Annotated in this window: 12 protein-coding genes; all 12 read left to right on the top strand. The window is 56.7% G+C overall.

All coding sequences use genetic code 11. The annotated features are described in order from the left end of the window. Positions 1-6 precede the first annotated feature (6 nt). The 12 genes from BMX75_RS06105 (at position 7) to BMX75_RS06050 (ending at position 14,289) form a co-directional block, all read left to right on the top strand. Positions 7-477 carry an Lrp/AsnC family transcriptional regulator gene (locus BMX75_RS06105; RefSeq protein ID WP_092826211.1) on the top strand — a complete coding sequence of 157 codons (471 nt, stop codon included), beginning with the start codon at positions 7-9 and terminating at the stop codon, positions 475-477. 307 nt (positions 478-784) lie between these two features. Continuing rightward, on the top strand, positions 785-1,663 hold the full coding sequence (locus BMX75_RS06100) for a carbon-nitrogen hydrolase family protein (RefSeq protein WP_066322515.1): 879 nt from the start codon (positions 785-787) through the stop codon (positions 1,661-1,663). A 188-nt stretch (positions 1,664-1,851) separates the two neighbouring features. Beyond that, positions 1,852-3,324, top strand: coding sequence for a biotin carboxylase (locus BMX75_RS06095; RefSeq protein WP_092826518.1), 1,473 nt, complete (start codon positions 1,852-1,854; stop codon positions 3,322-3,324). Between the two features lie 2 nt (positions 3,325-3,326). Next, the gene (locus BMX75_RS06090) at positions 3,327-4,364 is read left to right on the top strand and encodes a C45 family autoproteolytic acyltransferase/hydrolase (protein WP_092826209.1); all 1,038 of its coding nucleotides are present in this window, start codon (positions 3,327-3,329) and stop codon (positions 4,362-4,364) included. Positions 4,365-4,424: 60 nt separating this feature from the next. Further along, positions 4,425-7,202 carry an aminotransferase class I/II-fold pyridoxal phosphate-dependent enzyme gene (locus BMX75_RS06085; RefSeq protein ID WP_092826207.1) on the top strand — a complete coding sequence of 926 codons (2,778 nt, stop codon included), beginning with the start codon at positions 4,425-4,427 and terminating at the stop codon, positions 7,200-7,202. Positions 7,203-7,396: 194 nt separating this feature from the next. Further along, on the top strand, positions 7,397-8,893 hold the full coding sequence (locus BMX75_RS06080) for an NAD-dependent succinate-semialdehyde dehydrogenase (protein ID WP_092826205.1): 1,497 nt from the start codon (positions 7,397-7,399) through the stop codon (positions 8,891-8,893). A gap of 71 nt (positions 8,894-8,964) precedes the next feature. Next, positions 8,965-10,398, top strand: coding sequence for an aminotransferase (locus BMX75_RS06075; protein WP_092826203.1), 1,434 nt, complete (start codon positions 8,965-8,967; stop codon positions 10,396-10,398). A 115-nt stretch (positions 10,399-10,513) separates the two neighbouring features. After that, entirely contained in the window at positions 10,514-11,191 is a 678-nt protein-coding gene (locus BMX75_RS06070) for a haloacid dehalogenase type II (protein WP_092826201.1), read from the top strand. A 170-nt stretch (positions 11,192-11,361) separates the two neighbouring features. After that, complete coding sequence (locus BMX75_RS06065) at positions 11,362-11,709, top strand: putative quinol monooxygenase (RefSeq protein WP_092826199.1); 348 nt, start codon at positions 11,362-11,364, stop codon at positions 11,707-11,709. 52 nt (positions 11,710-11,761) lie between these two features. Then, entirely contained in the window at positions 11,762-12,229 is a 468-nt protein-coding gene (locus tag BMX75_RS06060; protein WP_092826197.1) for an S-ribosylhomocysteine lyase, read from the top strand. Between the two features lie 202 nt (positions 12,230-12,431). After that, complete coding sequence (locus BMX75_RS06055) at positions 12,432-13,484, top strand: CNNM domain-containing protein (RefSeq protein ID WP_092826195.1); 1,053 nt, start codon at positions 12,432-12,434, stop codon at positions 13,482-13,484. Between the two features lie 154 nt (positions 13,485-13,638). After that, on the top strand, positions 13,639-14,289 hold the full coding sequence (locus tag BMX75_RS06050) for a peroxiredoxin (protein WP_092826193.1): 651 nt from the start codon (positions 13,639-13,641) through the stop codon (positions 14,287-14,289). Positions 14,290-14,297 lie beyond the last annotated feature (8 nt).

Genomic DNA, 14,297 nt, shown 5'->3' with positions numbered 1-14,297 from the left:
TTCACCGTGATGAAACTTGACCGTTACGATCTGAAAATTCTCGACATCCTCTCCCGCGATGGGCGGATCACCAAGTCGAAGCTGGCCGACGCGATCAACCTCTCGGTCAGCCCGTGCTGGGAGCGGGTAAAGCGCCTGGAAAATGCCGGTATCATTCAAGGTTACAGCGCCCGCATCGACACCGACGTACTGGTGCCGCGCAACCCCGTCTGGGTTCAGATCGAGCTCAAGCAGCATAACGCCGACAGCTTTGCGCGCTTCGAAGCTCTGGTGATGCAAACCCCGGAAGTCACCGAGTGCGTGGCGGTCGGGGGCGGTGTGGACTACCTGGTCAAGTTCGAAGCGCGCACCATTGATAGCTACCAGCGCCTGATGGACAAGTGGCTGGTCTCGGACGCGGGTATCGAGCGCTACTTTACTTATATTGTGACCAAGACCGTCAAGCGGGAGTCTATCGGCATCGATATTGATGTTTAGCGAGCCGCCGCATCAGCCGTTTAAAACGCATACTGGTGCGGCGAATTTGCCTTCCCTCATTTCGTTAGCCATTCTTCTAGTCCTCGCCCGAGCTTCGGCCCGGCAAGCTTATTGTGGCAGTGCGTCAAAAAGTTGAAATATTGATATTGCTAGGTGCTTGGTCAACGCCAATTCAGCGTTTCGTTGGCTTACTATGAGATAAATGATATTTCCTCATTCGCCTAATGGCATATACGCACCTGAATCATCGAGCTGTATCGTCAAGCTAAGCTTAAACAATTCGTTCGCCTAACGCAGAGAGAACCCGATGTCTTACTTCACCATTGCTGGTGTCCAAATGCATGCCCTGCACCACGGCGATAATACCGAAGCCATGCGTCATCGAGTTGACGCACTGATGGCCCGTTTTCCTCAGGTTCAGATGGTGCTGTTCAGTGAACTCATGCCCATGGGGGCTTCCCCCCATCATGCCCAACCCTTGCCCAGTGATACCGAGGCGATGTTCTGCCAACTGGCTTTGCAGCATCGCATCTGGTTGATACCGGGTTCCATGTTTGAGCAGGTCGGCGAACACATCTACAACACCTCCGTGGTCATCAACCCCATGGGTCAGGTGGTGGCGCGTTACCGCAAGATGTTCCCGTTCCGTCCCTTTGAAGCCGGTGTGGAAAGCGGCAGCGAATTTGTTGTCTTTGACGTTCCAAACGTCGGGCGCTTTGGGATCTCCATTTGCTACGACATGTGGTTCCCGGAAACGACCCGCACATTGGCCGCCATGGGCGCCGAGGTCATTCTGCACCCCACCATGACCGATACCATTGATCGGGACCTGGAGCTTTCCATTGCCCGCACCAACGCGGCGCTCAATCAGTGTTATTTCTTCGATATCAACGGGGCTGGGGCCTTGGGCAATGGCCGCTCGATTGTGGTCGGGCCTTCTGGCGACGTCATCCACCAGGCAGGCAGTGGTGAGCAAGTGATACCCATCGAGATCGACCTGAACCGGGTGAGACGCGAACGCGAGAGGGGCCTGCATGGCCTTGGCCAGCCGCTCAAGAGCTTCCGCGACCGGAAGGTGAACTTCTCCCTCTATGCAAACGAAGGCGGCTCTTCCGCCTTCCTGGATACCTTGGGGCCGTTGGTAAAGCCCGGACGCGCTGATCTAGAGACGCCTCCGGAACATTAATCCCGGCAATGGCCGGCAAAGGGAGACCATCGATGAAATTTCTGTTGGATCTGATGCGTCGGCTATTGCGCCCCGCGCAGAACAATAAGGCCGCCAGCAATGCTGTTGAGCCCTCAAGCGCTCCGTCGTCCTCACAGACGACGCTTGATAACACGCGCACTCCATCCGCCACCCAGGGAGCATCAACCATGAGCAAGATCACTTCCATTGCCGATGTTCGTCGTCACTTTCGCAATAACCAGGAACCGATTTACTTCATATCAGCGACCAACTTCAACCTGCTGGGGATTGGCGACTGGGTGAGCAATTTTCGCCATATCAACTACATCGACTGTTTTGAGGGGCAGCAGCGAAACGTTTTCGTGCCTAAAGAAAAATTTCCGCGTGATTTTGAAGGCATTGAAGATATCAACAACTACCTGCTGGAACATAAGGAGGTGATTGATTTCATTCAGTCGCGATCCACCGGTGATAACGCCGGTATTGCGTCCTTCCTGATGTTCGATGAGCATACCGAAGACATCTGCAAGCAACTGGGGCTAAAGATTGCCTTTCCCCCGGCGACGCTACGCCAACGCATGGATAACAAGATCGAGACGGTGCGCATCGGCAATAAAGCGGGCGTGCCCAGCGTGCCCAACGTATTGGCGAAGGTCGGCAGCTATCAGGAGCTGTGTGAGGTCAGCCAGGAGCTCGGCAGCGACCTGGTGGTGCAGACCGCCTTTGGCGACTCCGGGCATACCACTTTCTTCATTGCCAATGAAGAAGACTATTACAAGCACGCCGAAGAGATTGAAGCCGAGCCCGAAGTCAAGATCATGAAGCGGATCAATTGCCGCGGCTCGGCAATCGAGGCATGCGCCACCCGCTGCGGTACCGTCGTTGGCCCCTTGATGACAGAACTTGTCGGGTTCAAGACATTGACGCCCTACAAGGGTGGCTGGTGCGGCAACGAGATGTTTTCTGGTGCCTTTACCCAGGAGGTGCGCGACAAGGCGCGTGACTATACCTTCCAATTCGGTGAGGCGCTTCGCGAAGAAGGGTACCGCGGCTATTTCGAGCTCGACTTCCTGATCGACATGGATACCGACGATGTCTACCTGGGCGAGCTCAATCCGCGCGTTACCGGCGCCAGTTCGCTGACTAACGTGGCGGCGTTTGCCCACTCCGATATCCCGCTGTTTCTTTTCCACTTGCTGGAGTTTTCAGACCTCGATTTCGACCTTGATATCGATGATATCAATGAGCGCTGGGCGCATCCCGAAAGCGTCGACAGCTGGAGCCAGCTGGTCATCAAGCACACCGACGAGAGCGTGGACCTGCTTACCCAGGCCCCAAAGACAGGGGTATGGCGTATCAGCGACGACGGCAGCATCAACTATGACCACTACAGCTACCATCCCCACGCCGCTGAAAACGAGCAGGAAGCCTTCTTCATGCGCATTAGCGGTGCCGGTGACTTCCGCTACGAAGGCGCGGATCTTGGCATTCTCATCACCCGCGGTCGCCTGATGGACGACGATTTCAATCTCAATGAGCGGGCCAAGGCCTGGATCAAAGGCATTCGCGGTGAATATGCGGGTCAGGCGCTGCAAGATCCTGTGGTGGAGGGAGTTGCCGTCAGCCATGCGATCGGCGGTGGCAACTTCAAGATTCTGTGAGTATGGACGGAAATTTATCAGCGGGCCGTACGCCAGGGATCGAGCTGGACAAGGCGTTGACGTTTCGCACCGTTCATGAAGAGCAGGCGGGGCCCAAGTGGCAATCGTTGTTTGAGTACCACTGGCCTGCCTATGAGCCCTGGTACCTTTCCGAAGGTGAACGTGAACGGCCCTCCTATCTGGAGTGCTACAACGCTTTTCGTCATCACATGCCGGAGCTGCTGGATACCTATCGCACCCTGTGCACACTGACAGGTGGTGGCGATCTGGCATCGCGGCTGCTCAGTCTTTACCGGCCGCCGCCCTATATCACCGGCTGTTCCCAGGCGGTGTTGGCAAGGCCGACGTCTACCGTGCTGGCACGCAACTATGATTATCCACCGGAGCTGTGCGAGGGCACGATTCTCTACACCCGTTGGAATCAGCGCCGGGTGATTGCCATGTCGGACTGTCTGTGGGGCGTGCTGGATGGAATGAACGATTCGGGGCTTGCCGTCTCCCTGGCATTCGGTGGGCGCAAGGTGGTCGGGGATGGCTTTGGCGCGCCGATCATTCTGCGCTACATCCTTGAATTCTGCGATACGGTGCCCGAAGCGGCGGCCGTACTTGAACGCGTGCCCACGCACATGGCTTACAACATTACCGTGACGGATGCCTGTGGGCGCTATGTCACGGCGATGATTGCGCCGGACCGCCGCGCCAATATCCGGCGAGTTGCGGTTGCCACCAATCATCAAAAGAAAATCGAATGGTACGCCCACGCGCTGGCCTCGGAAACGCTGATCCGCGAGCGTCAGCTTTCGATTCTGGTGGACGATGACGAGACCACGAACGAGCGCCTGATAGCGGCGTTTTCCGCGCCTCCCCTGTTTCGCCACGACTACCAGCGCGGCCTTGGAACCGTCTACACCTCGGTGTATTACCCCAAGGAAGGGCGTGTTGAGTTTCGTTGGCCGGGCAGGGTGCTGGACCTGAGTTTCGATAAATTTTGCGAAGAACAAATGATCGTGCGCTACGGCTCGCGAGGGCTATACAGCTGATTGACGCGTTGCCCATGCCAATGCGTTGCTAGATAAATACCAACAAAGGATGGTGTCGTCATGTCAGAGAATAATCCCACCGAAACGTCCTACACCGCCCTGGGTTTTTATCACAAAATCTCCCAACTGCGGGCCGACACCTGGAATGCCCTTAAACGTGACCTGGGAATTCTGACCCGGCTCGACGACGAGAATCGCGCCAAGAACCTGATCAAGTCCATCGACGTCAAGCTGACTCGCCTGGAAATCATCGAGGATTATCACGCCTTTCCCTCCAAGGAAGATTTCCGCCATCTGTGGACACTCTTCAACCGGGGTGAATACGCGCTGCTGGATAAAGTCGTAAAACGTCTGGTAAGAGCGTTGATCAGCGAATCCTACCGTCGTCGCCATGTCGACCTCTCCGAGACGGATGCCGGGGCAGAGGACATGGAAGCACTCGATGCGCTCAATCAACTCCGCCGCGGACACCCGGCTTCCAACAGTTCGGCACAGCCTTATTTCGAGCTGTTGATCGTCGACAATCTTTCCAACCAGGAAGAGGAGGTGGTGCGCGAAGCGTTTCACAACATGCGTCGCCCCGAGGATCGTTTTGTCTATGACGTGGTGACGGTCAAGAGCTTCGAGGATGCGTTGATTGCCATCTTGGTCAACCCCAATATCCAGGCCTGCCTGATCCGCTACGAGTTTCCCTACAAGTCAAAATACAACCTCAGTGCCCTGCGTAATTACCTGGAAGGCCTGTCGGAAAAGGAACTGGAGCATCAAACGGAGGCCGAGCGCAGTATCCTGCTCAGCTCGATGATTCATGAGCTGCGCCCGGAAATCGATCAGTTCCTGGTCACCAGCGGTGATGTGGAGGCTACGGCGAGCCGGGACATTCAATATTTCAACCGTATCTTCTACCGTGAAACGGATTATATCGAGCAGCACCACACCATTCTGCGCGCGATCGATAGCCGTTACCGCACCCCCTTCTTTGATGCCCTGCGTGAATACAGCAAAAAACCCACCGGGGTGTTTCACGCCATGCCCATTTCCAGGGGCAAGTCGGTGACCCGCTCCCATTGGGCGGGCCACATGATCGACTTCTACGGCATCAATATATTTCTGGCTGAAACATCGGCGACGTCGGGTGGGCTCGATTCTCTGCTACAACCCTTCGGGCCGATTAAAAAGGCACAAGAGTACGCCGCCCGGGCCTTCGGCGCGCGTCGTAGCTTCTTTGTCACCAACGGCACCTCAACCGCCAACAAGATCGTGGTGCAAGCCCTCATCAAGCCGAAGGACATCGTGCTCATCGACCGCGACTGCCACAAATCGCACCACTACGGGATGGTGCTGGCCGGTGCGCATGTCAGTTATCTGGACTCCTATCCGCTCGACGACTACTCCATGTACGGTGCTGTGCCGCTGCGCGACATCAAGAAGACACTGCTTGACTACAAGCGCGCTGGCCAGTTGCACAAGGTGAAGATGCTACTGCTGACCAACTGCACCTTCGACGGCATTGTGTATAACGTTCGCCGCGTCATGGAAGAATGTCTGGCGATCAAGCCTGACCTGGTGTTCCTCTGGGATGAAGCCTGGTTCGCCTTCGCGGGCTTCAATCCCACTTATCGGCCGCGTACCGCGATGAACACGGCAAGCACCCTGCGGTATCGTTATCGCAGTGAAAGCTATCGTGAAGAATACGCGGCCTGGAAAGAGGAGTTCGACAAGCTCGACCCGCAAGATGAGGCGACCTGGCTCGACCAGCGACTGATGCCCGACCCGGATCAGGTACGCATTCGTGCCTATGCGACCCACTCGACCCACAAAACGCTGACTTCCTTGCGACAAGGCTCGATGATTCACGTCTGGGATCAGGATTTTCGCCAGAAAGTGGAAGCCTCTTTCCATGAGGCCTACATGACGCATACCTCGACTTCACCCAATTACCAGATTGTGGCGTCGCTGGACGTAGGACGGATGCAGGCGGAAATGGAGGGTTTCGAGCTGGTGCACGCCCAGGTCGAAACGGCGCTGTCGCTCCGTGAACAGCTGTATACGCACCCGTTACTGCAAAAGTATTTCCGCGTACTGAAAAATAGCGACATGGTGCCTGCGGCTTACCGTGAGTCGGGTGTCGAGTCTTATTACGACCCGGTAACCGGCTGGAACAAGATGGAGGAAGCCTGGGCGCGCGATGAGTTCGTGGTGGATCCTTCCCGCGTGACCATCGCGATCGGCAATACGGGGGTCGATGGCGATACCTTCAAGAACGAATACCTGATGAACAAGTACGGTATTCAAATCAACAAGACATCGCGCAATACCGTGCTCTTCATGACCAATATCGGCACGACCCGCGGATCGATTGCTTACCTGTTGGATGTGTTAATCAAACTGGCTAAAGAGTTCGAGTATCGCCTGGAAGACAGCAGTCGCCCTGAGCGCAAGATTATCGAACAGCAGGTGTATTCCTTGAATCATGACCTGCCACCCTTGCCGGACTTCAGCCGCTTTCATGATGCATTCCGTCCCAGTGCGGATACCCCCCAGGGCGATATTCGCACCGCCTACTTCCTCGCCTACGACGAGGAAAACACGGAGTATCTACGTTTCGATAACGGCAAATTGCAGGCGCAGATGCGTGAAGGGCGAGATGTGGTGTCGGCAAGCTTCGTGATCCCCTATCCGCCAGGCTTCCCGGTATTAGTGCCCGGACAGGTCATCAGCGAAGAAATTCTCGACTTTCTCCAGGCGTTGGATGTGACCGAGATCCATGGCTACCGGCCGGAGTTAGGGCTGGTGGTCTTCACCGAGGAGGCATTGCTGAACCCTTCAGACGACTGATCAACGGCGCTGCCAAAAAAACACACTGTTAAGTCACTGTTCGCCAAAAAAGGGCCAGAATTATCCGGCCCTTTCAAAAACACTTCGTGCGCAATCTCCCTTAGGCTAGACACATCGAAACACGACGGCTCAGGCCGTCATTTTTAATGTGCAACGGCTGTCGCCACGCTAGGCGTCAACCAGGGGAGGTTTCCATGACCACACTATCGACAACGCTCGCCAAGCGCCTGGAAGACCCACGCCTGTTCCGGCAGTATGCCTACGTGAACGGTAAGTGGACCCATGGTGAAGGCGGTCGCGAAGAAGCGGTGATTGATCCGGCAACCGGTGAAGCCATCGGCCATATTCCGCTGATGGAAGCTGGCCAGATCACCGCGGCGGTTGATGCTGCCGAGGACGCCTTTGTGCAGTGGCGGGCGCTGCGTGCCGATGAGCGCTGCGAGAAACTGCTGGCGTGGTACGACCTGATTCAAGCCAACCGCGAAGACCTGGCAACCATCATGACCTTGGAGCAGGGCAAGCCGCTGCCGGACGCGCGCGGTGAGGTCGAGTACGGTGCGAGCTTTGTGCGCTGGTTTGCTGAAGAAGGCAAGCGCACCTACGGCGATACCATCCCAAGCCCCATTCCCAATGCCTCGCTGGGCACCATCAAGGAGCCGGTGGGCATCTCGGCAATGATTACGCCGTGGAACTTTCCGCTGGCGATGATTACCCGCAAAGCCGCAGCGGCACTGGCAGCGGGCTGCCCGGTGGTTATCAAGCCCGCCAACGAAACCCCGTTTTCAGCCCTGGCGCTGGCGGAACTGGCCGAGCGCGCGGGTATTCCGGAAGGCATCTTCAATGTGGTGCTGGGCGACCCTGCGGAAGTGTCCAAGATTCTATGTGCCGAGCCGCGTATTCGGGCGCTGTCGTTTACCGGGTCCACCCGCGTCGGACGCATCCTGATCGAGCAAAGTGCCAACACCGTCAAGCGGCTATCGTTGGAGCTGGGGGGTAACGCACCCTTCATTGTCGGTCCGGATATGGACCCCAAGGAAGCCGCCTACGCAGCCGTTGCCGCCAAGTTCCAGACCGCCGGGCAGGACTGCCTCGCCGCGAACCGCATTCTGGTACATGAGTCGATTCATGATGCGTTCGTCGAGCAGTTCGCCGAGCGCATGGCAGCGCTTACCGTGGGCAATGGTCTGCAAAGCGAAATCGACCTGGGCCCCTTGATCCATCGCCAGGCGGTAGAAAAAGCCGCCTCGATCGTCGATGACGCCGTCTCTCGCGGCGCCACCATGGTAGCGGGTGATCAGAGCCAGGCGCCTGGCGAAAACTTCTTCATGCCCGTAATGCTGACCGGCGTCACGCCACAGATGAAAGTATGGCGGGAAGAAAACTTCGCCCCGGTGGCCGGTATTACCGCCTACCGCGATGATGACGAAGCGATCGAGATGGCCAACGACACCGAGTACGGCCTGGCGGCCTATATCTACACCCACGATATCCGCCGCATCTGGAAGCTGATGCGCGCGCTGGAGTATGGCATGGTCAGCGTCAACTCGGTGAAGATGACCGGCCCGCCGGTACCGTTCGGCGGTGTGAAGCAGTCCGGTCTTGGCCGTGAAGGCGGTGCCACGGGTATCGATGAGTACCTCGAAACCAAGTATTACTGCCTTGGCGCCCTGGGCTCCGTGTCCGGGAGCTAGCCCCAAAGGCTTGGCACACTTTCAACACCCTCCCCGCTGACCGGGGAGGTTTACCGTATAGAGGGAACACCATGAGCTTGCACCAGGATCTGATCGAACGTGACCGCAACGTCACCTTTCATGCCTCCACTCATCTGCGTGATTTTGCCCACGGCGATGCGCCGGGCCGGGTGATTACCGGCGGTAAAGGCATCAATATCGTGGACAAGGATGGGCGTGAATTCATCGACGGCTTCGCCGGGCTTTACTGTGTCAACATCGGCTATGGCCGCACTGAAGTGGCCGAGGCGATCTACAAGCAGGCTCTGGAACTCTCTTACTACCATACCTATGTGGGCCATTCGAACGAGCCGCAGATAGAGCTTTCCGAGCAGATTCTGAAAATCGCCGGCATGAACATGTCCAAGGTTTACTACGGCATGTCCGGCTCGGACGCCAACGAAACCCAGCTCAAGATTGTGCGCTACTACAACAACGTGCTGGGCCGCCCGCAGAAGAAGAAGGTCATTTCGCGGATGCGTGGTTACCACGGTTCCGGCATTGCCTCGGGCTCGCTGACCGGTCTGAAAGCCTTCCACGACCATTTCGATCTGCCGATTGAAACGATTCGCCACACCGAGGCGCCGCACTACTACCTGCGTGCCGCCGAACAGCACGGTATGTCCGAACTTGAGTTCTCCGCTTTCTGCGCCGACAAGCTGGAAGCGATGATTCTGGAAGAAGGGCCGGATACCGTCGCTGCCTTTATCGGCGAGCCGGTACTCGGCACCGGCGGGATCGTACCGCCGCCGGAAGGCTACTGGGATGCGATTCAGACCGTACTGGCCAAGTACGATGTGCTGCTGATTGCCGACGAAGTGGTATGTGGCTTCGGCCGCACCGGCTCTGATTTCGGCAGCCACCACTACAACATGAAACCGGATCTGGTGACCATCGCCAAGGGCCTGACCAGCGCTTATCAACCGCTCTCCGGCGTCATCGTTGGCGAGAAAGTCTGGCAGGTGCTCGAGCAGGGCACCGGCGAGTACGGCCCCATCGGCCACGGCTGGACCTACTCCGGCCATGCGCTGGGCTGTGCGGCCGGACTTGCCAACCTGGCGATCATCGAGCGTGAAAACCTGGTGGGCAACGCGGCCGAAACCGGCGCCTACTTCCAGCAGCAGCTCAAGGCCACCTTTGAAGGCCACCCGCTGCTGGGCGACGTGCGCGGCGTCGGCCTGATGGCCGCGCTCGAATTCTCGCCGGATGCCAAGCAGCGCCTGCATTTCGATCCGGCGCTGAAAGTGGGGCCCCGCGTAGCGGCGGCTGCCATGGAAGAGAACCTGATTGCCCGCGCCATGCCCCAGGGCGATATCCTCGGCTTTGCACCGCCGTTGACCATCAACCGTCATGAAGTGGACGACATGATCGGCCGCGCTAAGCGCGCCATCGACCGTGTTACCGATGAGCTGGTGCGTGCAGGCGACCTGAAAACCGGTGAAAAGGAAGCCGCGTTCACGGTGTGATTGAGAGGGCCCACAAGATAATGCCGCTGCCTGTGAACGGTGCAGCGGCATTTTTGTTTTTCAACGCCTCGACTATGCTAGATACACGTCACGTCCGTCAATCTAAGGAGTTTCCATGCAGCCCGTACTAGCCTTTGATGTATACGGCACGCTGATTGATACCCAGGGGGTCAAGGTCGAGCTCGAAAGACGTTTGCCCGACCGGGAAAAAGCGGCCGAATTCGCCCGCCGCTGGCGCGACAAGCAGCTGGAGTACAGCTTTCGCCATGGCTTGATGGGCGCCTATGTACCCTTTGTGGAATGCACCCGGGAAGCCTTGGTGTTCACCGACCGGGCCTTGCAGACCGGCCTCTCCGATAACGACTATGATCACCTGATGGCGGTTTATGCCGAATTGCCCGCCTTTCCGGATGTCGTGCCAGCCCTTGACCAGCTCCGCGATGCCGGTATGCGTTGCGTGGCCTTTTCCAATGGCACGTCTGACGCCGTCTCGGCGTTGTTGAAACGCGCAGGCGTGGACCAGCATATGGATGACGTTGTCAGCGTTGACGACATCAAACGCTTCAAACCCGACCCGGCGGTGTATGCGTTTTTAAGAACCCGGTTGGAAACCCGCCCTGAAAATACCTGGCTGATTTCCAGCAATCCCTTTGATGTGATCGGGGCAACCCATGCGGGGTTGCGCAGTGCCTGGGTACGCCGCAGCTCTGATGCCCCCTTCGACCCCTGGGGCATCGAGCCCGATATGACGGTCACCGATCTGGAGACCCTGGCTGCCCGTCTTCTCAAATAATGGGTTAGGAGACCCAATGCGTTGTGTTTAACGGGTGACGGTATGTATGACCTGGCAGAGCGCGCCGCCCAGTAAAACGGCCGAACCTTGGCCGAGCCACATTGCCACATTGTCCAGGTGGCGTGACCAAGCGCATAATAGTCAGCCGTTCAATGATTCAGGATCCAAGCATGTCAGAAAAAATCTATTGTGTGGCGGGTTTCAAGCCCAAGCCCGGTAAAGAGGAAGCGGTGTTTAAAGCGCTTCAGGCGTTAGAACCCAATGCGCATCGTGAAGATGCCTGCATCCACTACACCGTGACGCGTCAGATCGATAACCCCTTCGCGCAGGGCTCCAGTTACCCGATTGTGTTCCATGAGATCTGGGCCAGCCGCGAAGAGTTCGAGGCGCACTGCCAGCGCAAGGAAATCCAGGAGTTCTTTGCCCAGCACGTTGAAGCCCCCGACGGTGATATTGAAGACGCCAACGTCTGTGTTTACACCGACGAACCCTGGAACTTCGACGCGCCAAAAGTGTAGCTTGAAGGTGTAGAATAAGTCTTATCCAATACGCAAACGGAGAGGAGCCAACATGGCCGAGCAAAAAATGAACGTTGAAAGCTTTAACCTGGATCACACCAAGGTGAAAGCGCCCTACATCCGTTTAGCTGATATCAAAGAAGGCGAAAACGGAGATCGTATTCACAAATACGACCTGCGCATTTGCCAGCCCAACAAAGGCCATATGGACATGCCGGCGTTGCATTCCCTGGAGCACTTGCTGGCCGAAAAGTCGCGCAACCACACCGATAAAGTGGTGGATATCAGCCCGATGGGCTGCCAAACCGGCTTCTACATCGCGATGATCAACCACGATGACTACGATGAAGTGGTTTCCATCGTCGAGAAAACGCTGAACGATGTACTGGAAGCCACCGAAGTACCTGCCTGCAACGAAATGCAGTGTGGCTGGGCAGCCAGCCATAGCCTTGAAGGTGCCCAGGAGCTTGCCAAAGCCCTGCTGGAAAAGCGCAGCGAATGGAAGGAAGTGTTTGCCTGAGAGGTAATGAGCAGGACCTCAAGACGACTATCCAAACGCCTCCTGCCGGGAGGCGTTCTGGTTTCATGACGTCACCGTTCGGCGAATGCCTGGCGCAGCGGTTTTCGGTGCGACAGAGGCAAAGGTTCTTTATTCAACCGCCTATTGATTCTGGCGGTGCATGCCTCTATAACACATCCATCGCCCCTAACATGAGTCCTACATGGTCCTTCTGATTACGATTGCCGCGCTTGCTATCGGGTTGTCTTTCCTGTGTTCTATTCTGGAAGCGGCATTACTTTCCATCACGCCAAGCTACATCGCCAAGCAGAAAGAAGATAACCCCAGGCTTCATGCGTCGCTGGCGCAGTTGAAGGACAACATTGATCGCCCACTGGCGGCCATTCTGAGTCTTAATACCATTGCCCATACGGTAGGGGCCACCGCCGTGGGTGCCCAGGCTGCGGTCGTATTTGGCGAAGCTTCTATCGCCATTGTGTCGGCGGTGATGACCATGCTGATTCTGGTGCTTTCAGAAATTATCCCGAAGACGATTGGGGCGACTTACTGGCGGGGCCTATCGCCGATGTTGCCGCGCTTTCTCAAGCCGATGATCATCATTCTCCTGCCGTTCATCTGGGTGTCGGAGCAAATTACCCGTCGCCTGGGCAAGTCCGAACACGATGTCGACCTGCGCGATGAGATCAAGGTGCTTGCCCGGGTAGGACTGGAAGAAAAAGTGCTGGATGCCGATGAGGCGCGCACCATCGTCAACATGCTCAACCTGCACGAGATTCCGGTAGGCAAGGCAATGACGCCACGTACCGTCTGCAAGACGGTGCTGCCCCATCTTACGGTGGGAGAATTTGAAGAAGCCTACAGCCGTACACCGTTCACTCGCTTCCCGGTCATGGATAATGGTGAGCAGGCTTTTGGGTATGTGCATAAAGCGGATATGTATCATGCGGATGAGCACAGCATCATGAAAGACATGATGCATCCGATCGCCAGTGTGGATGTTTCGAGTAATGTGGAGCAGGTGTTTGCGTCAATGCTCAGTGACCGGCTGCATATGCGCGTGATTTACGACGAGCATGGCACCTTCGTTGGCCTGATTACCCTTGAAGACATCATTGAAACGATTCTTGGGCAGGATATCGTCGACGAGACGGACGATGTTGATAACCTGCGCAGCTACGCGAAGCAGGTGTGGCTCAAGCGGGTCAAGCGAGAAACCAACGCCGCTGAAAAGTCGGCCGGTTCGCATAGCGCCTAGTTTGATCTATCGTCCAGTGACGCCATGCCTTTGCCTGGGCCGTTTTTATCACGGTGAGACGGTTTTGATTGGCTTGCTTAGCACTTTATGTTCTATAGTGATGGACCTGAAAGACGCTTAAAGCATTAGGGTTTTTGACCCACAGGAGGAAAACATGTCACTACGTATCAATGCCGTGGTTCCCGATTTTGAAGCCGAAACCAGCCATGGGCCCATTCGCTTTCATGATTGGATTGGCGACAGCTGGGCGATCCTGTTCTCTCACCCCAAAGACTTTACGCCCGTGTGCACCACCGAATTCGGTGCCGTTGCCACCTTGAGCGAGGAGTGGAAAAAACGCGGTACCAAGGTGATCGGCGTCTCGGTAGACGGTGTGGAAGATCACAAACGCTGGGGCGACGACATTAAAACCGTGAGCGGCAGCGACGTGGATTTCCCGATCATTGCCGATGACGGCCTGACCGTCTCCAAGCTCTACGACATGCTGCCCGAAGACGCCTATCTGCCGGATGGCCGCACGCCCGCTGACAGCGCCACAGTGCGTTCGGTATTCATCATCGGGCCGGACAAGCAGCTCAAGCTGTCCATGACCTACCCGATGACCGTAGGCCGCAACTTCGCTGAAATCCTGCGCGCCTTGGATGCCTTGCAAGCCACGGCCAAGCATGGTGTAGCGACACCGGCAGACTGGACAGTCGGGCAGGATGTGATTATTCCGCCCAGCGTGTCAGACGAAGACGCCAAGCAAAAATTCGGCGATTACGAGACGGTGCTGCCGTATCTGCGTAAAACCACGCTGAAGTAGGTTGCATC

The organism is Vreelandella subterranea (genome assembly GCF_900111305.1).
Lineage (GTDB): Bacteria > Pseudomonadota > Gammaproteobacteria > Pseudomonadales > Halomonadaceae > Vreelandella > Vreelandella subterranea.
This window is presented reverse-complemented; position numbering and strand designations above follow the sequence as displayed.